We start from the raw sequence: 25,533 nt of genomic DNA on the forward strand, positions 1-25,533 counted from the left end.
GTATGCGAATTGGGGTGGGCACCACTGTCTGGGCCAAAGGTGCGCAATCCGGCCATCTGGATGGTATCGGAGTCTATACAAGGGAAATCTGGAAAAGCCTTCTGCACTGCGCCGAAAGCCAGGAGCAAGAGTTTCATTTCACGCCCTTCGCTTTCGGCCGGGATATGCCGACTCTGGCCTGCGGCCGCCCTCAGGTCATCGCCGACCACTACTCCGCCTATGCGCTACGTGCAGCAGCAATCGGTCCATCTCGAAGCATTTCTGCTGCAATTGGTGATCAAGTAGATCTGTTCCACGCCACTGATCACCATATCCCACAGCTCAAGGGAGTGCCTGTTGTAGCGAATGTGATGGATCTCATTCCAATGATTCATCCTGAGTGGGCTTCTTCGACATTGAGGCGCACCAAGAACTGGTTGTTCAGCAAAACAATCCGAAGCGCCGATCACCTCATCACTATCTCTGAGTTCAGCAAACGGGACCTGATCGAGCACCTGTCTATCGCGCCCGAGCGTATTTCCGTTACCCCGCTGGGAGTTGGCGCGGAATACTTCGAGGAGACACCTGCGGCGCAAAGACACCAGACTCTCGCAGAACTGGGCCTCAAGCCCGGCTTTTTCCTTTTCGTCGGGACACTTCAGCCGAGAAAGAATCTGCAGCGTGTAATCGATGCTCACCGACTGCTACCTGCGACTCTACGTAAAGAGCACCCACTGATCATCGTTGGACGTACTGGCTGGAAGTCCGACGAACTGCTTGAATCGCTAAGGCAACTTGAAACTCGCGGCGAAGGACGACGATTCGAGTACCTCCCGGGGACCACTGTTCGCGCCCTGCTGCAATCGGCCGCCGCACTGGTGTTCCCATCGCTATACGAAGGATTCGGCCTGCCTGTGGTAGAAGCCTTCGCCTCACGCTGCCCGGTCATCACTTCCAGCACGACGTCTTTACCGGAAGTCGCGGGAGATGCCGCCTTGCTCGTCGATCCCACGCAGGCAGACGCGATCGCCGCAGCCATGCTGGAACTGCTGGAGCAGCCGGAGCAGGCGGCGCGGCGTGTCGACCTTGGCCAGCAGCGCGCCGTCGACTACTCGTGGGAAGCCTGTGCACGGCGGACACTGGATGTGTATCGGCGCATCGGGGGCCGGTAAGCCCGCGCAGCTGTCGGAGCCAACAGCAACCTTGTAATCTGCTGCGCCTCCTGCTTGGACTATCCGCCGCTAAGCTGAACGAAACATCCCTCGAGACGAACAATGGCAAGTAAACGCATCCTGCTGGTCAATAAATCCTATGCCCCCCTCACCGGCGGGATTGAGACGGCTGTCAAGCAGTATGCCCACTGGTACCAAGAAAGCGGCCACGATGTGACGGTCTTGTGCTGCGCGCCTTCGCGCAGCTTGCGCAGCCGTACCGAGTTGATCGATGGAGTTCGTGTCCTACGGGCTGCGTCACTGGGCAATCTCTGGTCGGTACCCCTGAGTTTTGCGTTCTTCTGGCATTTCCTGCTGAAGGCACGCAATGCGGACATCACACACATCAACCTGCAGTTCCCCTCGGCCAGCCTAGCCATGTCGCTTCTGAACTGGCTGATCCGCGGCAAGACCGTGGTCAGCTATCACTGCGATGTCTATCGCCAACGTTACCTCAAGCGGGTGACCTACCTGTTCGACCGCATCGCCGTGCGCAAGGCCGACCTAGTCATTACCGGTAGCCCTGCATTGCGAGAACACTCCGAAGTACTCGGCGCAATCCATCGGGACATCCAGGCCGTTCCCTATACGGTCAACCTGCCCTACATCGATGAATGCCTGTCCCGCCCCCCCGAGCACACCCTTCCCGAGCATTTCATGCAGGAGGGGTACTGCGTGTTTTTCGGGCGTCTCGTGAGCTACAAAGGCACCGAGTCATTGGACACGGCTTTCCGACTGCTCATGCAACGTGGCGAGCACGTCAATCTGGCGATCTTCGGAATCGGGCCGGAGGAACAGCGGTTCTGGAGGCTTGCCGAGGAGTTTCCTCAGCGCGTGCACTTCATCAATGCTTTCGTCAGCGATACAGACAAGTACTACCTGATTCGCAACTCCAAAATGTTCCTGTTCCCCTCGGTCTACTACTCCGAGGCCTTTGGCATTGCGCAACTGGACGCGATGGCCTGCGCCAGACCGATCGTCAACTGCTGGCTGCAGACAGGCGTGAACTGGGTCGCTCCCGATGGCGAAGCAGCCATTACGGTAGAGCCGGGCAATGCCGACAAGCTCGCAGACGCAATCCTGACCTTGCATAACGACCCTGCGCTGCTCACCAGGCTGGGGCAGGGCGGACAAGACCGCTGCAAGACGGTTTTCTCCGAAGAGACAGTCCGGGCCCACTTCGTGGACCTGATCAGCCGGCTGTAATTTCCTCCCGAGCGCAGGCCCGCGCACTGGAACCGCGAGGCCACGGCCCGAGAAACTGACTGACCAGTCATCAACAAGCAGGGTTGCCCGCCCGCAACCCAGACACTTATCCTGCGGCATATAAGCGATAAATAAATAAGAAATGCAGGGGTTGCCGCTTTGGAAAGACAGCATTCAGCTTTTGCCTTGCCTGATGCAGAGCACAATCGCCCGATCAGAGTTGCGATTCTGCTGTCGACCTACAACGGGGCGCCCTATCTACGCGAGCAGCTCGAATCCCTGATTGCCCAGACCTGCCAGAACTGGGTCATCCATGCTTCGGATGATGGCTCCAGCGACAACACGCTCGACATACTCCACGAGTACCAACGTCGTCTCGGCAAGGAGCGACTGGTCGTACACTCGGGACCGCGCAAGGGATTCGCCGCCAACTTCCTCACGTCGGTCAAGCGGGTGAAGGACCAGGCGGACTATTTCGCCTTCTGCGACCAGGACGACCTCTGGGAGCCCGAAAAGCTTGAACGAGGCCTGACCTGGGCGGCTACACATCCATCGATATTGCCGGCACTGTATTGCTCCCGCACACGCCTGGTGGATGCAGCCGGCCAAACCATCGGCTACTCGCCCCTGTTCCGCCGTGCCCCCTGTTTCGCCAATGCCCTGGTACAGAGCATCGCCGGCGGCAACACTATGCTGTTCAACGCCGCCACCGCGCACCTGCTGAGCCTGACACCCTCCCATGTTCCGATCATCTCGCACGATTGGTGGACTTACATAATCGTTACGGGGTGTGGAGGGCGCGTGAAGTACGACGAATACCCGGCCATCAACTACCGTCAGCACGGCAACAACCTGATAGGCTCTAACTCGAGCGTCAGGGACCGACTCGATCGCCTCCGGCGCATGCTCAAAGGGACGTTCCGACAGTGGAACGACGTGAACCTGGAGGCCGTTTCCCACTTTCAGCAGTACCTGACCCAGGAAAACCAGCGGATCCTCGAGTTGTTCGGCAGTGCACGCCGCGCACCGCTGCATCGCAAGCTGTCGCTGATCAGCCAGTCAGGCGTTTACCGGCAAACGCTTCCCGGCAACCTCGGACTGGTTGCCGCATCGCTTATTCAGAGGCTGTGACTCAATGACGATCCTCGTAACAGGCAGCGCTGGCTTCATCGGCTCGAACTTCGTCCTCGACTGGCTGGCTGACCACGACGAAACCGTCGTCAGCCTGGACAAGCTGACCTACGCCGGCAACCGGGAAAACCTTGCAAGCCTCGACAGCGACGCAAGACACCACTTCGTAAAGGGCGATATCGGCGATACCCGACTGGTTTCCTCCCTGCTGGAACAACACCGGCCTCGCGCGGTGCTGAACTTCGCCGCCGAATCCCACGTGGACCGCTCAATTCTCGGCCCGGAAGACTTCATTCAGACCAACGTTGTGGGCACCTTCCACCTGCTCGAGGCGGTGCGCGCATATTGGGGCGCCCTGGACGAACAGAGCAAAGCTGACTTCCGCTTCCTCCATGTCTCCACCGACGAGGTCTACGGCACACTCGAGGTGCAGGCTCCGGCCTTCACCGAGGAGCATCCGTACCAACCCAACAGCCCGTACTCCGCCTCCAAGGCCGCTTCCGACCATCTGGTGCGTGCCTACCACCACACCTACGGCCTTCCGGTACTGACCACCAATTGCTCGAACAACTACGGGCCGTATCACTTCCCCGAGAAGCTCATTCCCCTGGTGATCCGCAACGCCCTCGCGGGTGAAGCCTTGCCGATCTATGGTGACGGACAGCAGATCCGCGACTGGCTGTACGTCAAGGATCACTGCAGTGCCATTCGCCGTGTACTGGAAGCCGGCCAGGTGGGTGAAACCTACAATGTTGGCGGCTGGAACGAGAAGGCCAACCTGGAAGTCGTGCACTACATCTGCGACACGCTCGACAGAGAGGCGCCCCGCGCAGATGGCCTCAGCTACCGCGAGCAGATCAGCTTCGTGAAGGATCGCCCCGGCCACGACCGACGCTACGCCATCGATGCCACCCGCCTGGAGCGCGAGCTGGGCTGGCGACCGGCAGAGACGTTCGAAACCGGTATCGCCAAGACCGTTCGCTGGTACCTGGACAACCAGGCGTGGGTCGAGAATGTCGCCAGCGGCGCCTACCGGGAGTGGCTCAGCCAGCAGTACGCATGAACGACATCCTGATTCTCGGCAGCAACGGCCAGGTCGGCTGGGAGCTGCAGCGCGCGCTGGCTCCGCTTGGCCGACTGACGGTGTGCGACCGTCAACGCGCAAACCTGGAAGACCTCGATGGCGTGCGCCGGCTCATCGAGAGCGAGCGTCCGACCATTATCGTCAATGCTGCCGCCTATACCGCGGTGGACAAGGCGGAAAGCGAGCCCGAGCGCGCACACCGAATCAATGCAGAGGCCGTTGGCCTGCTGGCCAGCCTGGCCCGCGAGCTCGACGCCTGGCTGGTGCACTACTCGACCGACTACGTGTTCGATGGGCAGGGAAACCGGCCATTTGGCGAACAGGACCCGACTGCCCCACTCAATGCGTATGGCCGCACCAAACTGGCCGGCGAACACGCCATCAGCGAGAGCGGCTGCCGTCATCTGATCCTCCGCACCAGCTGGGTCTATGCCGCCAGGGGTGCAAACTTCGCAAAGACGATGCTGCGACTGGCGGCGGACCGCGAAGAACTTCGTATTGTCGCTGACCAGATTGGCGCCCCCACCAGTGCCGAGCTTATTGCCGACGTCACGGCTCAGGCGCTGGCTCATCTACGCAACCATCCACAACCTGCCAGCCTTTCCGGCCTCTATCACCTGGCGGCCAGCGGCGAGGTCAGCTGGCATGGCTACGCCCGCTTCGTCATCGCCGAAGCGCGTCGTCTGGGACTGGCCCTGCGTACCGACGCAGAGCACGTGCTGCCGATCATGACGAACGAATATCCGCTTCCCGCGCCCCGGCCCGCAAACTCCAGGCTCGACACGACCCGCCTCTGCTCGACCTTCAGCCTCACCCTCCCGGACTGGCAGTTCCACGTTCGTCGCATGCTGGTCGAGTTGGTTGGAGAAAGAACCGCATGAAGCGCAAAGGCATCATTCTCGCCGGCGGGTCCGGCACCCGGCTGCACCCGGCCACCCTGTCGGTCTCCAAACAACTGCTGCCGGTCTACGACAAGCCGATGATCTATTACCCGCTGAGCACCCTGATGCTGGCAGGTATCCGCGAGATCCTGATCATCTCCACCCCGCAGGACACACCGCGCTTCCAGCAGCTTCTGGGAGACGGGCAGCGCTGGGGAGTGGAACTGCAGTACGCGGTGCAGGAATCGCCCGATGGTCTGGCGCAAGCCTTCCTGATCGGCGAGGACTTCATCGGCGACAACCTCAGCGCCCTGGTGCTCGGCGACAACATCTACCACGGCCATGACTTCCAGGAGTTGCTGGTCAGCGCCATGGACCGCGAAAGCGGCGCCAGCGTGTTCGCTTACCATGTGCACGATCCGGAACGTTACGGAGTCGTGGAGTTCGACAGCCGCGGCAAGGCGATCAGCCTGGAAGAAAAGCCGGTCTCTCCCAAATCCAACTACGCCGTGACGGGTCTGTATTTCTACGACCGACGCGTTGTCGAGATTGCCAAGAGCATCCGCCCTTCAGCCCGCGGCGAGCTGGAGATCACCGACGTCAACCGGGCTTACCTGGAGCAGGGCGAACTGTCGGTGGAAATCATGGGCCGCGGCTACGCCTGGCTCGACACCGGCACCCACGAATCGCTTCTGGAGGCCAGCCAGTTCATCGCGACTCTGGAAAACCGCCAGGGGCTCAAGGTCGCCTGCCCCGAGGAAATTGCCTTCCGACAGGGCTGGATCAGCGCCGAGGAGTTGCAACGCCTGGCAGCTCCGCTCGCCAAGAGTGGATATGGTCTTTACCTCCAACGCCTTCTGACGCAAACGGTCTACTGATGAAAGTTACTCCACTGGCGATTCCCGACGTTCTCGTACTGGAGCCACAAGTGTTTGGCGACAGCCGAGGATTTTTCTTCGAAAGCTTCAATCAGCAGAAATTCGAGCGGGCCCTCGACCGTCGTGTCGAGTTCGTCCAGGACAACCACTCCCGCTCAGCCCGCCATGTCCTGCGCGGCCTGCATTACCAGATTCGTCAGGCCCAGGGAAAACTCGTGCGAGTGGTCCACGGCGAGGTGTTCGACGTCGCTGTCGACTTGCGCCGCAGCTCCCCCACCTTCGGCCGCTGGGTAGGCCAAGTGCTGAGCGCCGAGAACAAGCTGCAGATGTGGATCCCCGAGGGTTTCGCCCACGGTTTCGTGGTCACCAGCGAGAGCGCCGAGTTCCTCTACAAGACCACCGATTTCTGGGCGCCCGAGCATGAGCGCTGCATCGCCTGGGACGATCCCGAGCTGGCCATCGAATGGCCGATCGAGTCGGCCCCAGAGCTCTCCGGCAAGGACCGCCTGGGTGTCAGCCTGCTAGAAGCCGAGCTCTTCTCGTGATACTCAAGCCGCCACGGAGTGGCGGCCAAGTAAGACCATAACGACAAGAAAGACGGAGATTCAGCGTGCAAGAGCGTCAACGGGCCATAGTCGTACTTGGCATGCACCGTAGCGGTACCAGTGCAATTGCCAGAGGGCTCACGACACTGGGTGTGGAGCTGGGTGACAACCTGATGCCTGCCGCGCAGGGCAACAACGAGCGCGGCTTCTGGGAAGATCAGGAGATCGTCGACATCAACACCGATATCCTGAAAGAGCTCGGTCATACCTGGCACTCGCTCAAGCCACTGGCTTCGGAGCGACTGGCGAGCTTCGAGGGTTCCCATCTCCAGCAGCGGGCGCTGGACTACCTCCGCGAATTCTTCGGCGACGCCCCGGTGTTTGGCTTGAAAGATCCGCGCATCTCGCTGTTGCTGCCCTTCTGGTTGCGCATCTTCGAACTGGCCAACATCGAGCCGGCATTCATACTGAGTCTGCGTCATCCTTTGAGCGTGGCGAACTCGCTTCACAAGCGAGACGGCTTTACCGAAGCCAAGAGCCTCTATCTCTGGCTCGACTACATGCTGCAGGGGCTGCTCCATAGCCGAGGCCGGCAAGCAGTCGTTCTGAGTTATGACCGCCTGATGGGCGCACCGGCCGAGCAGATCCGTCGACTTGGCGAGCAGTTGCAGCTGCCCGCTCCCACCGACGCAGAACTCGACGAGTACATCGAGAAATTCCTCAGTGCCGACCTGCAACACAGTCGCTTCTCCCGCGACAGCGATGAGCTGGCTGAACGGGCCCCGCGCGAAGTCATCGAGTGTTTCGACCTGCTGCTCCGCCTGGCCGACGACGAACTGGCCCTTGGCAGCTCCGAAACGCTGCTGCGTATCGAGCACCTGAGCCAGCACTGCCGAACCCTGCACCCCACGCTGGAGGCACTGCACCAGCAGGACAGCTTGCACACCGCGGCCCTACAGGAAGCTCGCGCCACGCTCGATAGCCTGCAATTCGTGATCGCCAAGCAAAGCCTGGAGCTGGAGGACGCGCAGCAGAGACTGAACGACATTGCGCGCCTGACAGCCAATCTGGAACACAGCACATCGCTGCTGGCCAGTTCCCGCGCATCGCTGGAGGAGATCCAGCGCTCCGCCTCCTGGACTCTGACCAAGCCCCTGCGCTTTGCCTCGCGGATCGCCCGCGGCCGCCGCGGCGAAGCGCTGGTCAGCCTGCGCAACTACCTTCACCAGGTTGGGCGCTCGATCTACTGGCGCATCCCTGCCGCGCAACGTGAGCGTCTGCTCATGGCGGCCTATCGTCGCTTCGGTTTCGCCTTCAACGGCCTGGGCCACTATGAGCGCTGGAAACGCCAGCTTGACCAGCAGGCACCCTCCCAGGCGCACTGGCCAACCGAACTGACCGACATTTACCAGATCGAACCTTGCGAAAATCTGGATGGCCGTGTCGCCATTCACCTGCACATGTACTACAGCGACCTGACCGAAGAATTCCGTGGCTATCTGAGCCACATGCCCTTCCCCTACGACCTGTATGTCTCGGTCAAGGATGAAGTCGGACTGCGAGCCTGCCAGGCCATGTTCGTCAACCTGCCCCATCAGGGTTCCCTGCAGGTCGAGATCGTTCCCAACCGTGGCCGGGATATCGCACCGATGTTCTGCCAGTTCGGTGAGGCACTGAAGCAATACGACTACCTGTTGCACCTGCATAGCAAGAAGTCGCTGTTCAACAACGGCGCCACCGACGGCTGGCGCGAGTACCTCTGCCAAAGCATGGCGGGGAGCGAGCGACAGATTCGCTCCATCTTCGAACTGTTGTCGTCCGGCAAGGCCGGCATTGTCTATCCGCAGAACTTCGAGCGCCTGCACTACGTGGCCAATACCTGGCTGGCCAACCGCGCCATGGGACATCAGTGGTGCCAGCGCCTGGGTATTACCGAGATTCCGGAAAGCTATTTCCACTTTCCCGCCGGCAGCATGTTCTGGGCCTCCCGCCAGGCCCTGGCGCCCCTGTTCAACGCAGGTATCACCCTGGAAGACTTCGCCGAAGAAGCCGGCCAGACCGATGGCACCTTTGCCCACTGTCTGGAACGCCTGCTGGTGCTGACCAGCCAGAGCCAGGGGCTGCCCCCTGCCATCCTGCGCTGCCAGCGCACCAACTCCTGGTCGGCCTGGCGCTTCGACAACTACCTGGCGCGAAGCGAGCAGGACCTGCAACGACAGATATCCAACCCGACCATCAAGACAGTCGCCTTCGACATTTTCGACACCCTGCTGCTTCGCCCGCTGCTCGATCCGGAATCGATCAAACGGCTGACAGCCCAGCGAGTCGACAAGGGGACCGCCGAGAAGTACCTGCGCTACCGCGCTGCAGCTGAGGCCCGCGCCCGTGAAAAAGCCGGCCGAGACATCACCACCGCAGAAATCTTCGACGAACTGGGCCGCCTGGCCGGTATAGAGAAGGGTACGCTCCTGGCGCTGCGCCAGCGCGAAGAGGAAACCGAGTTCGCCTGCGTCACACCACGCCCGGAGAGCATTGCCCTGCTGCGCTACGCCAAACGCCTGGGCAAGCGCGTGGTGTTGCTAAGCGACATGTTCCTGCCGCAGTCGGTGATCACCGCCATGCTGCAGAAATCCGGCGTTCTGCAGTGGGACAAGCTGTACGTCTCCGGCGAGATCGGCGTCCGCAAGGACACCGGGCAGCTTTACGAATTGGCCCTGCGCGAGGAACAACTGCTGCCGGAACAGATGCTCATGGTCGGCGACAACGAGCGCTCGGACGTACAGATCCCCGGAGACATGGGCCTGGACCTGTTGCACGTGCTCAAACCGATCGACCTGGCCCGCGGACTGCCGCACTGGAATCGCCTGGTAGATAACGTCCGCAGCCGCAATGACCTCAGCGCCGAACTCGCCCTGGGTCTGTTGCTGCGCCGTAATTTCGCCAAAATCGCCTTCGGCACCTTCCGGCCGGCGGCCTTTTCACAGGGCTCGGCCGAGTTACTGGGGTACAACGTAGTCGGCCCGCTGCTCACCCACTTCGTGACCTGGCTGCGCGAACGCGCCCAGCGCGATGGAATCGAACGTCTGTACTTCCTCTCCCGCGAGGGCAAGCTGCTCAAGACAGCCTTCGATCTCTGGGACGAGCGCGAGCCCGGCACCGCGTCATCGCGCTACCTGGTGCTGTCGCGCCGGGCCGTCAGCGTACCGCGCCTGAGTGATTTCGAAGAGGTGCTGACGCTCGCCCGGCCGAACTATTTCTCCGGCACCTTGGAAAACCTTCTCGAAGCGCGTTTCGGCGTGGTCCTCGACAAGGCCGATCTGCAGGATCTGGACGCCCGAGGCCTCTGGAAGTCCGGGCAGTTGCTCGATATCGGCAACAACGACGTCAGCCACATCGAGCCGGTGCTGCGTCATCTCCTGCCCCGGATACTGGCCCAGGCCGCAGCCGAGAGCCCGGCACTGCTGCGCTACCTGGAAGACTCGCAGCTGACCGCAGAAGGCGCCGTGGCGGTGGTCGATGTCGGCTACTCCGGCACCATCCAGCGCCACCTCAACGCCTGGCTGGAGAAACCGATCAACGGCTACTACATGGTCACCGACGAGCTGGTCGACGCCTTCGCCGGCGATGCCGGGGTCTTCGCCGACGGGTGCTTCTCCGATCGAGTATCCCGCGCCACCCGAGGCAACTGCACATTGTTCGATCAGAACTTCATGCTCGAGCAACTTCTCAGTGCCGATGATGCCCAAGTCAACCATTATCGACTCGACGCCGACAGTTCTCCGGTGGCGCACTACCAGGCGCTGGGTGATGAAGAACTGGCCGCCCGGGAAATCCGCCAGCAGATTCAGGCTGGGGCCCTGGCCTACCTGCAGGACGTGCTGGATATCCGCGCCACCCTGCACGCAGACTTCCTGCCTCCACGTGACCTGGCCAAAGACATCTGGTCGACCTTCAGCGTCAACCCCGATGAAGAAGAGCGTAAGCTGCTCAAGCGCCTGGTGCTGGACGACCACTACTGTGGCCGCGGGCTGGTCAGTTGAGCGAGCTAGCAAGATAGGGACGCACCCGCAAGATGAGCACGAACGAGAATATCCGCTGGCACACTGGCCGCCTGAGCATCGACGAAAGAGCCACCCGCATGCGGCAAAAGCCGGCGACGCTGTGGCTGACCGGCCTGAGTGGCTCCGGCAAGTCAACCCTCGCCTTCGCCCTGGAATATGCTCTGCATGAACTGGGCTATTCCGCCGTGGTGCTCGATGGCGACAACGTCCGCCACGGCCTGTGCAAGGATCTTGGCTTCAGTCATGAAGACCGCACCGAGAACATCCGCCGGGTCGCCGAAGTGGCGAACCTGATGAACGATGCCGGCCTGATCGTCATCACGTCCTTCATCTCGCCTTTCCGCGAGGATCGCGAGCAGGCGCGGAAAATCATCGGCGAAGAGCGCTTCCGCGAGATTCATCTAAGCACCGATCTTAGTGTGTGCGAAGAGCGCGATCCCAAGGGGCTCTACAAGAAAGCGCGGGCCGGCAAACTGCCGGACTTCACCGGCATCGGCTCACCCTACGAGGAGCCGCTGAAGCCCTTCGAGCGGATCGATACCGACCGACTCAGCCTCGAGGAGAGCGTAGCGCGCCTGATGAAACTGCTGCAGTTGCAGCCCATCGAGCGCTGATCGGTGTAGCATCGGTGGCGCAAACCACCGCATGCGATGTACGCCGCCTTGAACCCTCACCTGACCCGCTGGCAATCACTGGCCCTGCTCGCGCTACTACTCGCTCCACTGCTCTGGCCGCTGCACTACGTCGCCCAGCGCTACTACAGCGAGCAACTGGCCGAGCAGAACCAGCAGACCCTCGACCTCTACGTCGCCAACCTGCTGGGCACCCTGCGCCGCTACGAGGACCTGCCACCGATCCTCGGCGAGCTGCCGACCTTGCGTGCCGCGCTGCAGACGCCTGATAGCCTGGCCGCGCAGAACGCCGCCAACCTGGAGTTGCAGCGCATTCGCGGGCGCACCGGCGCAGATGTCATCTACCTGATCCAGGCAGATGGCATGACCCACGCTGCCTCGAACTGGGACCAGCCCGACAGCTTCGTTGGACGCAATTTCTCGTTCCGCCCCTACTACAAGGAAGCGCTCCAGGGGCGCCAGGGGCGCTTCTTCGGCCTGGGCACCACTTCCAAGCGACGCGGCTATTACTTCGCCAGCGACGTCCGGGACGGCGGTAAGCTGCTCGGCGTGCTGGTGGTGAAGGTCGACCTCGAACACATGGAGCAGCTCTGGGGCAACACACCGGAGCAGCTACTGGTGATGGACTCCAACGGCGTGGTCATCCTTTCCTCCAGCAACGCCTGGCGCTTCCATACCGCCAAGGAGCTTTCGCCTGCCAAGCAGCGCGAGATCGCCGAAAACATTCCCTACCCGGTGTTGCAGCCGGCACCGCTGAAGATCGACCAGCGTCGCTGGATCAGCCAGAGCCGCCATCTGCCGGAGACGGGCTGGACAGTGAGCATCTACACACCGCGCGCTCAGGTCGACTCCCCGGTGCGCAGCGTCGTTCTGATCGGCTCGGCCACCCTGGTCGCACTACTTCTGCTGCTGTCGTTGCTGACCATCAGCCGCCGCCACTACCTCGAACGCATCGCCCTGGAAGCCCAGGCCAAGCACGAACTGGAGCTACGTGTGCAGGAGCGCACCCAGGAGCTGGAAGGTGCCAACACACGGTTGCAGGAAGAGGTCAGCAACCGCGAGCAGGCGCAGCGCGAGCTGATGCACGCGCAAGATGAAGTGGTGCAGGCCGGCAAGCTCACCGCCCTGGGTACCATGTCCGCCAGCATCAGTCACGAACTCAACCAGCCGCTGGCTGCTATCCGCAGCTACGCCGACAACGCCCGTGTACTGCTCGATCACGAGCGCTACAGCGACGCCCGCGGCAACCTTGAACAGATCGGGGAACTGACCGGGCGGATGGCCTCGATCATCGGCCACCTCAAGGCCTACGCCCGTGGCGCCCGCCGGGCACCGGAGAACGTGGCACTGCAACCGGCGCTCAACGACGCCCTGGCACTGGTCGCCCAACGGCGCCAGGCGATGAACGTGGAGTTGCTGCGCGACCTGCCGGATGCGGCCATCTGGGTCCAGGCCGGCGAGACCCGCTTGCGACAGATCCTCTCCAACCTGATTTCAAACGCCCTCGACGCCCTGACCGAGAAAGGCCTGCCAAGGCGCATCTGGCTAACCACCGAGCAGACGCCTGAGCACATCATCCTGTCCCTGCGTGACAATGGCCCTGGTTTCTCCGAAGAGGCGCTGGCCCATGCCCGCGAGCCCTTCTTCACCACCAAGACCAGTGCCAAAGGCCTGGGCCTGGGCCTGGCCATCTGCGACACCCTGCTGCGCACGCTGGGCGGACGCCTTGAATTGGGCAATCACCCTGAGGGTGGCGCTCTCGTACAATTGCACCTGTTGCCGGGTATCCCCGGCGTGACCCTGACGCCGCAAGAGGAAACCCGCGCATGAGTTCGGCCGAGCCGTTCGACTCCACCACCCAGGTGCTGCTGATCGATGACGACCCGCACTTGCGCCAGGCACTCTGCCAAACCCTCGACCTCGCCGGTTTCAAGGTGGTCGCCCTGGGCGATGCGCGGCAGATCGATCCACAGCAGGCACGTGACTGGCCGGGGGTGATTGTCAGCGACATCCGCATGCCAGGTATCGATGGCTTGCAGTTGCTGGATCAGTTGCACGCGCAGGATTCCGAGCTACCGGTGATCCTGGTTACCGGTCATGGTGATGTGCCACTAGCGGTAAAGGCCATGCGCTCGGGCGCCTACGACTTCCTCGAAAAGCCCTTCCCCAGCGATGCGCTGTTGGACAGCGTGCGCCGCGCGCTAGATGTGCGCCGACTGGTGCTGGAGAACCGCAGCCTGCGCCTGGCCCTGACCGAGCAGAAGGAAGTCCGTGGCCGCCTGGTCGGCCAGTCCCCGCCAATGCAGCGCCTGCAGCAGCAGGTCGCCTCGCTCGCGGCGATCCAGGCGGACGTGCTGGTCCTGGGTGAAACCGGCTCGGGCAAGGAAGTGGTCGCCCGCGCCCTGCATGACCTGTCGAGCCGCCGCAACGGCCCCTTCGTCGCCATCAACGCTGGCGCACTGGCCGAATCAGTAGTGGAGAGTGAGCTCTTCGGCCATGAGCAGGGCGCCTTCACCGGGGCGCAGAAGCGCCGCATCGGCAAATTCGAGTTCGCCAACGGCGGTACCCTGTTCCTCGACGAAATCGAGAGCATGAGCCTGGACGTGCAGGTCAAACTGCTGCGCCTGTTGCAGGAGCGCACCGTCGAACGACTGGGCTCCAACCAGCTCATTCCCCTGGACATCCGCATCATCGCGGCGACCAAGGAAGACCTGCGCCTGGCCTCGGACGAAGGGCGCTTTCGCGCCGACCTTTACTACCGTCTCAACGTAGCCAGCCTGCGGATACCTCCGCTGCGCGAACGGGGCGATGACATCCTGCTACTGTTCCATCACTTCGCCGAACGCGGTGCGGAGCGCCACGGCCTGACCGCACGCCCACTGGACTCAGCGCAGCGCGCACAACTGCTGGCGCACGGCTGGCCGGGCAATGTCCGGGAATTGCAGAACGCCGCGGAGCGCTATGCGCTGGGCCTGGACCTGGGCCTGGACGACAGCCGTGGGCAGACCATGACCATTGCGCCCGGCGCGGGGCTGAACGAGCAGGTGGAATCCTTCGAGCGCTCGTTGATTGCCGCCGAGATGAGCCGGTCACACAACTCCTTGCGCAGCCTTGCCGAAGCGCTGGGTGTGCCGCGCAAGACCCTGCACGACAAGCTGCGCAAACATGGGCTGCTGTTCTCCGGAAGTGGCGGAATTTCCGCCGACGACGGCGACATCTGAGCAAAAATCCGCCGACGACTTCGACTGCGACCAAGGGCGAACAGCGTCGCAGAGCGCTCTGACGTAGTCTTGAGCTCTGGCACACACCTTGCTCTGCGACACGGGTGCGATTGCCTTGTGCATCACATCTCGCGACGTGCCCGCCACGTTGCGCCCGCCGGGCCACGAACCCAGCGGTGTCCTTCGGGCTTCTTGCCATCTCGCGCCTTCGATTCGACAGGCGCATCGCCGGGTGCAGTGATCCTGCCCCGGCCAATTCCCTCCTCTCACGCCCTCGCTCAGGACTTTCCTACATAGCGCTCCTGTGCCTGCGCGCACCTGCGAAACAAGCGAAACGGCGCGCCCGCCGCGGGCCTGCAAAATCGACTGCCATTCCGCGGTCATGAAACCGCGCTCAAATCTTCACGAAATCCCCTCTAAATCGGGCGCTAATGCAAAACCTCTCCTATGGTTTATGCGGGGTGGGCAGAGCAGGAAGTACTGCCCAATACATTGGATAGCAAGCTATTGACCTGAATCAGGGGCGACCCCCGGGGACAGGCGCCTAATAGCCTCACTCTCCAACTTCCTATAGGGAGATTCTTAAATGTCGCAAGAAAGCAGCCAAAAACTACGACTCGGCGCGCTGACAGCGCTGGTCGTAGGCTCCATGATCGGCGGGGGCATTTTCTCCCTGCCACAAAACATGGCGGCCAGCGCAGACGTCGGCGCCATTCTCATCGGTTGGGCCATCACCGCGGTCGGCATGCTGACCCTGGCATTCGTCTTCCAGACACTGGCCAACCGCAAACCCCAACTCGACGGTGGTGTGTACGCCTACGCCAAGGCTGGTTTCGGTGACTACATGGGCTTCTCTTCGGCCTGGGGTTACTGGATCAGCGCCTGGCTCGGCAACGTCGGTTACTTCCTCCTGCTGTTCAGCACCCTGGGCTACTTCTTCCCGATCTTCGGCAAGGGCGACACTGTCTACGCGATAGTCGGCGCATCGATCCTGCTGTGGGCCCTGCACTTCCTGGTGCTGCGCGGGATCAAGGAAGCGGCGTTCATCAACACCATCACCACGGTGGCGAAGATCGTCCCGCTGTTCCTGTTCATCCTCATCTGCCTGTTCGCCTTCAAGCTGGACATCTTCACCGCTGACATCTGGGGCAAGAGCAATCCTGACCTGGGCAGCGTGATGAACCAGGTGCGCAACATGATGCTGGTCACCGTGTGGGTGTTCATCGGCATCGAGGGTGCGAGCATCTTCTCCTCCCGTGCGGAAAAACGCTCGGACGTCGGTAAGGCCACCGTGATCGGCTTCATCACCGTCCTGCTGCTGCTGGTACTGGTGAACGTGCTGTCCATGGGCGTGATGACCCAGCCGGAACTGGCCAAGCTGCAGAACCCGTCGATGGCGCTGGTGCTGGAGCATGTGGTCGGTCACTGGGGCGCGGTCCTGATCAGCGTCGGCCTGCTCATCTCCCTGCTGGGTGCCCTGCTCTCCTGGGTCCTGCTGTGCGCCGAGATCATGTTCGCCGCCGCCAAGGACCACACCATGCCGGAGTTCCTCCGCAAGGAGAACGCCAACCAGGTGCCGGCGAACGCCCTCTGGCTCACCAACATCTGCGTGCAGGTCTTCCTGGTCATCGTGTTCTTCACCTCCGGCGGTGCCGACGGCGAAATGGACCCGTACACCAAGATGCTGCTGCTGGCGACCTCGATGATCCTCATCCCGTACTTCTGGTCCGCAGCCTATGGCCTGCTGCTGGCAGTCAAGGGCGAGACCTACGAGACCGACTCGGCCGACCGCACCAAAGACCTGATCATCGCCGGTATCTCGGTTCTCTACGCGGTGTGGCTGATCTACGCAGGCGGCCTTAAGTACCTGCTGCTGTCGGCGCTGCTGTATGCGCCCGGCGTCATCCTCTTCGCCAAAGCGAAACACGAAGTGGGTCAACCCATCTTCACCAATGTCGAGAAGCTCATCTTCGCAGTAGTCGTGATCGGTGCACTGATCGCGGCCTATGGCCTCTACGACGGCTTCCTCACTCTGTAACTCCTGGAGACATCTCATGAGCACGGAAAAAACCAAACTTGGCGTCCATTCTGAAGCTGGCAAACTACGCAAAGTGATGGTCTGCTCGCCCGGACTCGCCCATCAACGCCTGACCCCGAGCAACTGCGACGAGTTGCTGTTCGACGACGTTATCTGGGTGAACCAGGCGAAGCGTGACCACTTCGACTTCGTCACCAAGATGCGCGAGCGTGGTATCGACGTCCTGGAAATGCACAACCTGCTGACCGAGACCGTCCAGAACCCCGAGGCCCTCAAGTGGATCCTCGATCGCAAGATCACCAATGACAGCGTCGGCGTCGGCCTGACCCAGGAACTGCGTGGCTGGCTGGAAAGCCTGGAGCCTCGCAAACTGGCTGAGTTCCTCATCGGCGGCGTGGCCTCCGACGACATCCCGGAAAGCGAAGGCGCCAAGGCGCTGAAGATGTACCGCGATTACCTGGGCCACTCCAGCTTCCTGCTGCCGCCGCTGCCCAACACCCAGTTCACCCGTGACACCACCTGCTGGATCTACGGCGGTGTGACCCTGAACCCGATGTACTGGCCGGCGCGACGTCAGGAAACCCTGCTGACCACCGCGATCTACAAGTTCCACCCGGAATTCACCAACGCCGAATTCGAAGTCTGGTACGGCGATCCGGACAAGGACCACGGCATGTCCACCCTCGAGGGCGGTGACGTCATGCCCATCGGCAACGGTGTCGTCCTGATCGGCATGGGTGAGCGCTCCTCCCGCCAGGCCATCGGCCAGGTAGCCCAGGCTCTGTTCGCCAAGGGTGCTGCCGAGAAAGTCATCGTCGCCGGCCTGCCGAAATCCCGCGCCGCAATGCACCTGGACACCGTCTTCACCTTCTGCGACCGCGACCTGGTCACCGTCTTCCCGGAAGTGGTGAAAGAGATCGTTGCCTTCACCCTGCGCCCGGACGAGAAGAGCCCCTACGGCATCAACGTCCAGCGCGAAGAGAAGGACTTCATGACCGTGGTCGCCGAGAGCCTGGGCCTGAAGAAACTGCGCGTCGTCGAAACCGGCGGCAACAGCTTCGCTGCCGAGCGCGAGCAGTGGGACGACGGTAACAACGTGGTCTGCCTGGAACCGGGCGTGGTGGTTGGTTATGACCGCAACACCTACACCAACACCCTGCTGCGCAAGGCTGGTGTGGAAGTCATCACCATCAGCGCCGGCGAACTGGGCCGGGGCCGTGGCGGCGGTCACTGCATGACCTGCCCGATCATTCGCGACCCGATCGACTATTGATCTACGGTCACGCCAAGAACGCGACTACCTCCAACAGAGCGCATTGATCTGAAAAAGGCGGCCCTAGCCAGGGCCGCCTGCCCCGCCAGCCACGAGCTGTACTGACGAGGCCTAGCTTTCCATCCCACAAGGAGAACGAACATGGCTTTCAATATGCACAACCGCAACCTGCTCAGCCTGATGCACCACAGCACTCGCGAGTTGCGCTACCTGCTCGACCTGTCCCGCGACCTGAAGCGCGCCAAGTACACCGGTACCGAGCAGCAACACCTGAAAGGCAACAACATTGCGCTGATCTTCGAAAAGACCTCGACCCGCACCCGCTGCGCCTTCGAAGTCGCCGCCTATGACCAGGGCGCCAACGTCACCTACATCGACCCGAACTCCTCGCAGATCGGCCACAAGGAATCGATGAAGGACACCGCCCGCGTTCTCGGCCGCATGTACGACGCCATCGAATACCGTGGCTTCAAGCAAGAAATCGTCGAAGAACTGGCGAAGTTCGCCGGCGTACCGGTGTTCAACGGCCTCACCGACGAATACCACCCGACCCAGATGCTGGCCGACGTGCTGACCATGCGTGAGCACAGCGACAAGCCGCTGCACGACATCAGCTACGCCTACCTGGGTGACGCCCGCAACAACATGGGTAACTCCCTGCTGCTGATCGGCGCCAAACTGGGCATGGACGTGCGCATCGCTGCACCGAAAGAACTGTGGCCGACCGACGAACACGTCGCCGCCTGCAAGAAGTTCGCTGAAGAAAGCGGCGCGCGCATCACCATCACCGAAGACCCGAAAGTTGCCGTCAAGGGCGTGGACTTCATCCACACCGACGTCTGGGTTTCCATGGGTGAGCCGGTGGAAGCCTGGGGCGAGCGCATCAATGAACTGCTGCCCTACCAGGTCAACATGGACATGATGAAGGCCGCCGGCAACCCGCGCGTGAAGTTCATGCACTGCCTGCCCGCCTTCCACAACAGCGAGACCAAGGTCGGCAAGGAAATCGCCGCCAAGTACCCGAACCTGAAGAACGGCATCGAAGTGACCGAAGACGTCTTCGAATCCCCGTACAACATTGCCTTCGAGCAAGCGGAAAACCGCATGCACACCATCAAGGCAATCCTCGTTTCGACCCTCGCCGACATGTAATGCCGGACAGCCCCGGACCGCGACAACATCGCCGGTCCGGGCGCTCCCACTCTTTCGGAGGAAATGAATATGCGTATCGTCGTCGCATTGGGCGGTAATGCCCTGCTGCGTCGTGGCGAGCCCATGACTGCCGACAACCAGCGCACCAACGTACGGATCGCTGCCGAACAGATTGCCAAGGTTGCCCCGGGCAACGAACTGGTGATCGCCCACGGCAACGGCCCGCAGGTTGGCCTGCTGGCCCTGCAGGGCGCGGCCTACGAGAAGGTCAGCCCCTATCCGCTGGACGTTCTCGGCGCCGAGACCGAAGGCATGATCGGCTACATGATCGAACAGGAAATGGGCAACCTGCTGCCGTTCGAAGTGCCGTTCGCCACCCTGCTCACCCAGGTCGAGGTCGACTCCAAGGACCCGGCCTTCCAGAACCCGACCAAGCCCATCGGCCCGGTCTACTCCAAGGAAGAGGCCGAAGCCCTCGCCAAGGAGAAGGGCTGGAGCATCGCTCCGGACGGCGACAAGTTCCGCCGCGTGGTCGCAAGCCCCCGTCCGAAGCGCATCTTCGAGATCCGCCCGGTCAAGTGGTTGCTGGAGAAAGGCACCATCGTCATCTGCGCAGGTGGTGGCGGTATCCCGACCATGTACGACGAGTCCGGCAAGAAACTCTCCGGCGTCGAAGCGGTAATCGACAAGGACCTGTGCTCCTCGCTGCTGGCCCAGGAACTGTCGGCTGACATCCTGATCATCGCCACCGACGTGGACGCAGCCTACATCGACTGGGGCAAACCGACCCAGAAGGCTATCGCCCAGGCCCACCCGGACGAACTGGAACGCCTCGGCTTCGCCGCCGGCTCCATGGGACCGAAAGTCCAGGCCGCCATGGAGTTCGCCCGCAACACTGGCAAGGACGCGGTGATTGGCTCGCTGGAAAACATCGTGGCCATCACCAAGGGCGAATCCGGCACCCGAGTCAGCACCAAGAAAGCTGGTATCGAGTACCGCTAAGCCCTGCCCTCAGCAAAGGCACTATCGAAACGGGAGCCCTCAAGGCTCCCGTTTTCGTTCAGGGCCCCGGCGCGATCTGCCTGGAAACTCGTCGCCTTCTTCCGACAATTCCTGGCGCGAGCGTGACTCGGCGGTCATCATCCTCGTCAGCTAAAGCATTCCGAATCACTAGAAGCCACGCCTGGCTTTGTGCCACCGGGCTGCCCCTCCATGGGCCACCGCCGTCCGGCGCGCAAGATGCACTTGCTGAAGGAGTTTCCGAGAGATGTCTCGACTACCGGTCATCGTTGGTTTTGGTGGATATAACGCGGCAGGCCGCAGTTCCTTCCACCATGGGTTCCGCCGTACTGTCCTCGAATCCATGGAGCCCGCTGCCCGCCAGGAAACCCTCGCCGGCCTCGCGGTGATGATGAAACTGGTCAAGGTCGTCGACGGCAAGTACCAGGACGCCGAAGGCAATAGCCTCGATCTGGCCGCCATCGAGCAGCGCTTCGAGCAGCAGATTCGCCAGTCCACCCTGATCCGCCGCATCGAACTGCAATACCTCGATGTCGACGCCGCGCACTGCCACAAGAGCCTGACCGTCAGCGCAGCCGGTGCTCCGGTGACCTTCATCACCCTGCGCAAGCAACTGCCCGAACCTCTGCCAACCAACTGGTCGGTGGAAGAACTCGAAGGCGGCGAGGTCCGCGTCACCCTGCATGACAGCTGCGAATTCAAGGTCGACAGCTACCGTGCGCTGCCGGTGAAGTCCGCCGGCCAGCTGCCCACCGGCTTCGAGCCGAGCGAGCTGTACAACTCGCGCTTCCACCCGCGTGGCCTGCAGATGTCCGTGGTCGCCGCCACCGACGCGGTACGCTCCACCGGCCTCGACTGGCAGACCATCTGCAACGCCGTACAGCCTGACGAAATCGCCGTGTTCTCCAGCAGCATCATGAGCCAGCTGGACGAGAACGGCTTCGGCGGCCTGCTGCAATCGCGCCTGCGCGGCCACCGTGTGTCGGCCAAACAGCTGCCGCTGGGCTTCAACAGCATGCCCACCGACTTCATCAACGCCTACGTGCTGGGCAGCGTCGGCATGACTGGCAGCGTCACTGGAGCCTGCGCCACCTTCCTGTATAACCTGCAGAAGGGCATCGACGTCATCACCACCGGGCAGGCCCGCGTCGCCATCGTCGGCAACGCCGAAGCGCCGATCACTTCCGAGATCATCGAGGGCTACGCCGCCATGGGCGCGCTGGCCACCGAGGAAGGCCTGCGCCACATCGAAGGCCGCGACGACGTCGACTTCCGCCGCGCCAGCCGCCCGTTCGGCGACAACTGCGGCTTCTCCCTGGCCGAGTCCGCGCAATACGTGGTGCTGATGGACGACGCCCTGGCCCTGGAGCTGGGCGCCGATATCCACGGCTCGGTGCCGGACGTGTTCATCAACGCCGATGGCTTCAAGAAATCCATCTCCGCTCCCGGCCCGGGCAACTACCTGACCATGGCCAAGGCCGTGGCCGCCGCCGCGCAGATCGTTGGCGAGAAGAGCGTGCGCCAGCACAGCTTCGTCCATGCCCACGGCTCCAGCACCCCGGCCAACCGTGTCACCGAATCGGAAATCCTCGACCGCGTCGCCACCGCCTTTGGCATCGAAGGCTGGCCGGTCACCGCGGTGAAAGCCTTCGTCGGCCACTCCCTGGCTACCGCCAGCGCCGATCAGATGATCTCCGCCCTGGGTACCTTCCACTACGGCGTCATCCCCGGCATCAAGACCGTGGACAAGTTCGCCGACGACGTCTTCAAGGACCACATCGCCCTGTCCAACAGCGACGTGCGCCGCGACGACCTGGAGGTCTGCTTCATCAATTCCAAGGGCTTCGGCGGCAACAACGCCACCGGCGTGCTGCTGTCCCCAGCCATCACCGAAAAGATGTTGCGCAAGCGCCACGGCGACGCGGCCTTCGCCGACTACCAGGGCCGCCGCGAAACCATCCGCGCTGCCGCCCGCCAGTACGACGAGGCCGCGACCCAGGGCCGCTTCGACATCATCTACAACTTCGGCAACGACATGATCGACGAGCAGGCCATCGAGATCAGCGACCGTGGCATCCAGGTCCCCGGCTTCAGCCAGACCATTGCCTACAAGAAGGACCAACGCTTCAGCGACATGCTTGATTGATCGCCGACGTTGAACGAAAAAGCCGGGCAGATGCCCGGCTTTTTCATACCTGACACATGACTCCGTGACCGTAGGATGGCGTGGAGCGCAGCGATACCCATCAGACCAAGCACCGCAGGTCAGTAGGTACCCTGCCCCACGCCCAATTCGAGAATGCTCGCCTTGAGGTTCTCGAAGTCATATTCGCTGAGCCCGACGTAATCCAGCACCAGCGCGCGCACGCTCTCCCATTCGTGGTCCTCGTCCTGGTTGCCCAGTACGCGGTACGAGCCACAGATGTGCTCGGCCATCTTGAGAATCGCCAGCAGGTTCTTCAGCTGGGTATCGCGACAGTTGTCCTCGCTGAAGATCGACAGCGCATTGTGGTGGTTGGCGATGGCCTCGCAGACGTGCTCCGGCAGGCGCCAGGAACGCGCGGTGAAGTAGCCGACCACTGCATGGTTGGTGTTCAGCACGCGATTCTCGGTGTCCACCACGCGACGCTCATCGCTCGCGCTGGCGTAGGCCTCCTCCAGCACCGACATGTAGTGCGGGAAGCGCTTGAGCATCAGCGGGATGCCGCAGTTATGGAACAACCCCAGCGCATAGGCCTCGTCCACCGACTCGTAGCCGATGCGCTTGGCCAGGGTCAGGCAGCTCATGGCCACGTCCTGGGCCGTGTCCCAGAAGCGGTTGAGGGTGACGATGGTGGCATCGGTCATTTCGCCCTTGATCGACTGGGCGTTGATCAGGTTGATCACCGACCGGCTGCCCAGCAGGTTCACCGCACGCTGGATCGAAGTGATGCGGTTGGCCAGGCCGAAGAATGGCGAGTTCACCAGCTTCAGCAACGCGCCGGACAGTCCCGGGTCCTGGCTGATCAGCTTGGCGATCGCCTTCAGGTCCGGGTTGGGCATGAACTGCTCCATCTGCAGATCAACCATGATCTGCGGCTGCGGCGGCACGCTGATGCCCTGCAGGGCCTGACGGATCTGTTCGGCGGAGAGTTCTGGGGACATGGAGGGCGGGCTGAAGAAGTTGACGGGGCGCACAGTTTACCCAGAGCGGAGCGTTCTGGAACTGCCGTTTTAGACTGAACTTTCATCGGCTGATGTGTCGGAACCTTTACACCCAAGCGGAAGAAATGGGAGACAAGCCATGAGCCAGACACTCAAAGGCAAGACCATCGCGATCCTGGTCACCGACGGCTTCGAGCAGATAGAGCTGACCGGCCCTCGCGATGCACTGAAGGAAGCCGGCGCCGAGGTGAAAATCCTCTCCGATAGCAAGGACAAGGTACGCGGCTGGAACCACGACCAGCCGGCGGACAACTTCAAGGTCGACGGCACCTTCGAGACCGCCCGCGTCGACGACTTCGACGCCGTGCTGCTGCCCGGTGGAGTGATCAACGCCGACCAGATCCGCAACCTGCCCAAGGCCCAGGAAATCGTGCGCAAGGCCGCCGAGGCGGACAAACCCATCGCAGTGATCTGCCATGGCGCCTGGCTGCTGGTCTCTGCCGGGCTGGTCAAGGGCAAGACCCTGACCAGCTGGAACTCGCTCAAGGACGACATCAACAACGCCGGTGGCCATTGGGTCGACCGCCAGGTGGTCAAGGACGGGCTGCTCATCAGCAGCCGCAAGCCCGACGATATTCCCGCCTTCAACAAGCAACTGATCGAAACCCTGGCCGCCTGAGCGCCGCCGATCAAAAGCCCGTGCGCCGCGCTCCGGCGGCGCACGCTGCTGCGCTATAATCCCGCTCTTTTTGCCGGAGCCCTTCCCCATGACCCTGCCCAGCCTGCGTCTGAAAGCCAACGCCGAGCGCCGCCTGCGCGCCGGCCACCTGTGGGTCTACAGCAACGAGGTGGACGTCGCCGCCACCCCGCTGAACGGATTCGGCGCCGGCGAACAGGCCATCCTCGAAATGGCCAACGGCAAGCCGCTGGGCATCGTCGCGATGAGCCCGAACAACCTCATCTGCGCCCGCCTGATTTCCCGTGACACCAAGCACGTTCTCGACAAATCCCTGCTGGTTCACCGCCTGAACGTCGCCCTGAGCCTGCGCGACCGTCTGTTCGACAAGCCCTTCTACCGCCTGGTCTACGGCGACTCCGACCTGCTGCCGGGCCTGGTGGTGGACCGTTTCGGCGATGTGCTGGTGGTCCAGCTCGCCTCGGCGACCATGGAGAAGCACCGCGACGACGTACTCGCCGCCCTGCTGCAGGTGCTCAAGCCCAGCGCCGTGCTGTGGAAGAACGATTCCAGCGCCCGTGACGCCGAAGGCCTGGAGCGCTATGTCGCGAATGCCTATGGCGAAGTCCCGGAATGGGTCGCCCTGGAAGAGAACGGCGTGAAGTTCGAAGCCCCGGTGCTGGCCGGCCAGAAGACCGGCTGGTTCTACGACCACCGCATGAACCGCGCCCGCCTGCAGCCTTACGTGCAGGGCAAGCGCGTGCTCGACCTGTTCAGCTACATCGGCGGCTGGGGTATCCAGGCCGCAGCCTTCGGCGCCAGCGAAGTGATGTGCGTGGACGCCTCCGGCTTCGCCCTCGACGGCGTGGAGCGCAACGCCACCCTCAACGGCCTGGCCGAGAAAGTGGCCTGCGTGGAAGGCGACGTGTTCGATGCCCTGCGCGAGCTGAAGGCCGCCGACGAGCGCTTCGACGTGATCGTGGCCGACCCGCCAGCCTTCATCAAGCGCAAGAAGGACCTGAAGAACGGTGAAGCCGCCTACCGCCGCCTCAACGAACAGGCCATGCGCCTGCTGTCCAAGGACGGCGTGCTGGTCAGCGCCTCCTGCTCGATGCACCTGCCCGAGGACGACCTGCAGAACATCCTGCTGGGCAGCGCCCGTCACCTGGACCGCAACATCCAGCTGCTCGAGCGCGGCGGCCAGGGCCCGGACCACCCGGTCCACCTGGCAATCCCGGAAACCCGCTACATCAAGAGCCTGACCGTGCGCCTGCTGCCCAACGGCTAAAAAGCTCCTGCCGCGCCTTACGCAACGTAGGGCGCATAAAGTGGAACGCTTTATCCGCCGTCTCTGAATCCGAGGCGGCGGATGGCGGATAACGCTTGAGGCGTTATGCGCCC

At 62.4% G+C, this 25,533-nt stretch carries 19 protein-coding genes; 18 read left to right on the plus strand and 1 reads right to left on the minus strand.

The genetic code is table 11. The annotated features are described in order from the left end of the window. Window positions 1-2: 2 nt before the first annotated feature. The 16 genes from ACKI1H_RS02750 (at window position 3) to ACKI1H_RS02825 (ending at window position 22,458) form a co-directional block, all read left to right on the plus strand. Window positions 3-1,151 (plus strand): glycosyltransferase family 4 protein, encoded by a 1,149-nt coding sequence (locus ACKI1H_RS02750; RefSeq protein ID WP_440467607.1) that lies wholly within the window; start codon window positions 3-5, stop codon window positions 1,149-1,151. Between the two features lie 102 nt (window positions 1,152-1,253). Next, on the plus strand, window positions 1,254-2,396 hold the full coding sequence (locus ACKI1H_RS02755; RefSeq protein ID WP_440467608.1) for a glycosyltransferase: 1,143 nt from the start codon (window positions 1,254-1,256) through the stop codon (window positions 2,394-2,396). Window positions 2,397-2,555: 159 nt separating this feature from the next. After that, window positions 2,556-3,527: a glycosyltransferase family 2 protein gene (locus ACKI1H_RS02760; RefSeq protein ID WP_246084887.1), complete on the plus strand. Its 972-nt coding sequence runs from the start codon at window positions 2,556-2,558 to the stop codon at window positions 3,525-3,527. 4 nt (window positions 3,528-3,531) lie between these two features. Next, window positions 3,532-4,590 (plus strand): dTDP-glucose 4,6-dehydratase, encoded by a 1,059-nt coding sequence (gene rfbB / locus ACKI1H_RS02765; RefSeq protein WP_138524257.1) that lies wholly within the window; start codon window positions 3,532-3,534, stop codon window positions 4,588-4,590. Further along, a complete protein-coding gene (gene rfbD / locus ACKI1H_RS02770; protein ID WP_440467609.1) occupies window positions 4,587-5,492 on the plus strand; it encodes a dTDP-4-dehydrorhamnose reductase in 906 nt (301 codons plus the stop codon). The genes rfbB and rfbD overlap by 4 nt, the downstream gene beginning before the upstream one ends. Further along, the gene (gene rfbA, locus ACKI1H_RS02775) at window positions 5,489-6,370 is read left to right on the plus strand and encodes a glucose-1-phosphate thymidylyltransferase RfbA (RefSeq protein ID WP_138524261.1); all 882 of its coding nucleotides are present in this window, start codon (window positions 5,489-5,491) and stop codon (window positions 6,368-6,370) included. Before rfbD ends, rfbA begins: the two co-directional genes overlap by 4 nt. Then, on the plus strand, window positions 6,370-6,915 hold the full coding sequence (gene rfbC, locus ACKI1H_RS02780) for a dTDP-4-dehydrorhamnose 3,5-epimerase (protein ID WP_138524263.1): 546 nt from the start codon (window positions 6,370-6,372) through the stop codon (window positions 6,913-6,915). Before rfbA ends, rfbC begins: the two co-directional genes overlap by 1 nt. Before the next feature lie 65 nt (window positions 6,916-6,980). Continuing rightward, window positions 6,981-10,955 carry a rhamnan synthesis F family protein gene (locus ACKI1H_RS02785; RefSeq protein ID WP_440467610.1) on the plus strand — a complete coding sequence of 1,325 codons (3,975 nt, stop codon included), beginning with the start codon at window positions 6,981-6,983 and terminating at the stop codon, window positions 10,953-10,955. Window positions 10,956-10,987: 32 nt separating this feature from the next. Then, window positions 10,988-11,590 carry an adenylyl-sulfate kinase gene (gene cysC, locus ACKI1H_RS02790; RefSeq protein WP_440467611.1) on the plus strand — a complete coding sequence of 201 codons (603 nt, stop codon included), beginning with the start codon at window positions 10,988-10,990 and terminating at the stop codon, window positions 11,588-11,590. 36 nt (window positions 11,591-11,626) lie between these two features. Next, window positions 11,627-13,438 carry a sensor histidine kinase gene (locus ACKI1H_RS02795; RefSeq protein ID WP_138524269.1) on the plus strand — a complete coding sequence of 604 codons (1,812 nt, stop codon included), beginning with the start codon at window positions 11,627-11,629 and terminating at the stop codon, window positions 13,436-13,438. Further along, window positions 13,435-14,829: a sigma-54-dependent transcriptional regulator gene (locus ACKI1H_RS02800; RefSeq protein WP_440467612.1), complete on the plus strand. Its 1,395-nt coding sequence runs from the start codon at window positions 13,435-13,437 to the stop codon at window positions 14,827-14,829. Before ACKI1H_RS02795 ends, ACKI1H_RS02800 begins: the two co-directional genes overlap by 4 nt. A gap of 586 nt (window positions 14,830-15,415) precedes the next feature. After that, window positions 15,416-16,867, plus strand: coding sequence for an arginine-ornithine antiporter (gene arcD, locus ACKI1H_RS02805; RefSeq protein WP_440467613.1), 1,452 nt, complete (start codon window positions 15,416-15,418; stop codon window positions 16,865-16,867). 16 nt (window positions 16,868-16,883) lie between these two features. Further along, window positions 16,884-18,140 (plus strand): arginine deiminase, encoded by a 1,257-nt coding sequence (gene arcA / locus ACKI1H_RS02810; RefSeq protein WP_138524290.1) that lies wholly within the window; start codon window positions 16,884-16,886, stop codon window positions 18,138-18,140. A gap of 141 nt (window positions 18,141-18,281) precedes the next feature. Further along, complete coding sequence (locus tag ACKI1H_RS02815; RefSeq protein WP_045215705.1) at window positions 18,282-19,292, plus strand: ornithine carbamoyltransferase; 1,011 nt, start codon at window positions 18,282-18,284, stop codon at window positions 19,290-19,292. Between the two features lie 69 nt (window positions 19,293-19,361). Then, window positions 19,362-20,294, plus strand: coding sequence for a carbamate kinase (gene arcC, locus ACKI1H_RS02820; protein WP_138524292.1), 933 nt, complete (start codon window positions 19,362-19,364; stop codon window positions 20,292-20,294). A 265-nt stretch (window positions 20,295-20,559) separates the two neighbouring features. Next, window positions 20,560-22,458 (plus strand): beta-ketoacyl synthase, encoded by a 1,899-nt coding sequence (locus ACKI1H_RS02825; protein ID WP_440467614.1) that lies wholly within the window; start codon window positions 20,560-20,562, stop codon window positions 22,456-22,458. Between the two features lie 119 nt (window positions 22,459-22,577). Here the strand turns inward: ACKI1H_RS02825 and ACKI1H_RS02830 are convergent, their stop codons facing one another. Continuing rightward, entirely contained in the window at window positions 22,578-23,402 is an 825-nt protein-coding gene (locus ACKI1H_RS02830; RefSeq protein ID WP_138524469.1) for an HDOD domain-containing protein, read from the minus strand. Window positions 23,403-23,595: 193 nt separating this feature from the next. Between ACKI1H_RS02830 and ACKI1H_RS02835 the strand changes: the two genes are divergently transcribed. Together ACKI1H_RS02835 and ACKI1H_RS02840 are read left to right on the plus strand one after the other, a co-directional pair. Next, window positions 23,596-24,135, plus strand: coding sequence for a type 1 glutamine amidotransferase domain-containing protein (locus tag ACKI1H_RS02835; RefSeq protein ID WP_138524296.1), 540 nt, complete (start codon window positions 23,596-23,598; stop codon window positions 24,133-24,135). Between the two features lie 88 nt (window positions 24,136-24,223). Then, a complete protein-coding gene (locus ACKI1H_RS02840) occupies window positions 24,224-25,420 on the plus strand; it encodes a class I SAM-dependent rRNA methyltransferase (protein ID WP_081515305.1) in 1,197 nt (398 codons plus the stop codon). Window positions 25,421-25,533 lie beyond the last annotated feature (113 nt).

This window comes from Pseudomonas sp. YH-1, from assembly GCF_051990045.1.
GTDB classification, from domain to species: domain Bacteria; phylum Pseudomonadota; class Gammaproteobacteria; order Pseudomonadales; family Pseudomonadaceae; genus Pseudomonas; species Pseudomonas nicosulfuronedens.

Bases quoted from the DNA above. Each gene is read 5' to 3' on its own strand.
- ACKI1H_RS02800 (WP_440467612.1), top strand. From the start codon at position 13,435: ATGAGTTCGGCCGAGCCGTTCGACTCCACCACCCAGGTGCTGCTGATC.
- ACKI1H_RS02840 (WP_081515305.1), top strand. From the start codon at position 24,224: ATGACCCTGCCCAGCCTGCGTCTGAAAGCCAACGCCGAGCGCCGCCTG.
- arcC (WP_138524292.1), top strand. From the start codon at position 19,362: ATGCGTATCGTCGTCGCATTGGGCGGTAATGCCCTGCTGCGTCGTGGC.
- ACKI1H_RS02755 (WP_440467608.1), top strand. From the start codon at position 1,254: ATGGCAAGTAAACGCATCCTGCTGGTCAATAAATCCTATGCCCCCCTC.
- arcD (WP_440467613.1), top strand. From the start codon at position 15,416: ATGTCGCAAGAAAGCAGCCAAAAACTACGACTCGGCGCGCTGACAGCG.
- rfbB (WP_138524257.1), top strand. From the start codon at position 3,532: ATGACGATCCTCGTAACAGGCAGCGCTGGCTTCATCGGCTCGAACTTC.
- cysC (WP_440467611.1), top strand. From the start codon at position 10,988: ATGAGCACGAACGAGAATATCCGCTGGCACACTGGCCGCCTGAGCATC.
- rfbD (WP_440467609.1), top strand. From the start codon at position 4,587: ATGAACGACATCCTGATTCTCGGCAGCAACGGCCAGGTCGGCTGGGAG.
- ACKI1H_RS02795 (WP_138524269.1), top strand. From the start codon at position 11,627: ATGTACGCCGCCTTGAACCCTCACCTGACCCGCTGGCAATCACTGGCC.
- rfbA (WP_138524261.1), top strand. From the start codon at position 5,489: ATGAAGCGCAAAGGCATCATTCTCGCCGGCGGGTCCGGCACCCGGCTG.
- ACKI1H_RS02835 (WP_138524296.1), top strand. From the start codon at position 23,596: ATGAGCCAGACACTCAAAGGCAAGACCATCGCGATCCTGGTCACCGAC.
- ACKI1H_RS02815 (WP_045215705.1), top strand. From the start codon at position 18,282: ATGGCTTTCAATATGCACAACCGCAACCTGCTCAGCCTGATGCACCAC.
- ACKI1H_RS02750 (WP_440467607.1), top strand. From the start codon at position 3: ATGCGAATTGGGGTGGGCACCACTGTCTGGGCCAAAGGTGCGCAATCC.
- rfbC (WP_138524263.1), top strand. From the start codon at position 6,370: ATGAAAGTTACTCCACTGGCGATTCCCGACGTTCTCGTACTGGAGCCA.
- arcA (WP_138524290.1), top strand. From the start codon at position 16,884: ATGAGCACGGAAAAAACCAAACTTGGCGTCCATTCTGAAGCTGGCAAA.
- ACKI1H_RS02825 (WP_440467614.1), top strand. From the start codon at position 20,560: ATGTCTCGACTACCGGTCATCGTTGGTTTTGGTGGATATAACGCGGCA.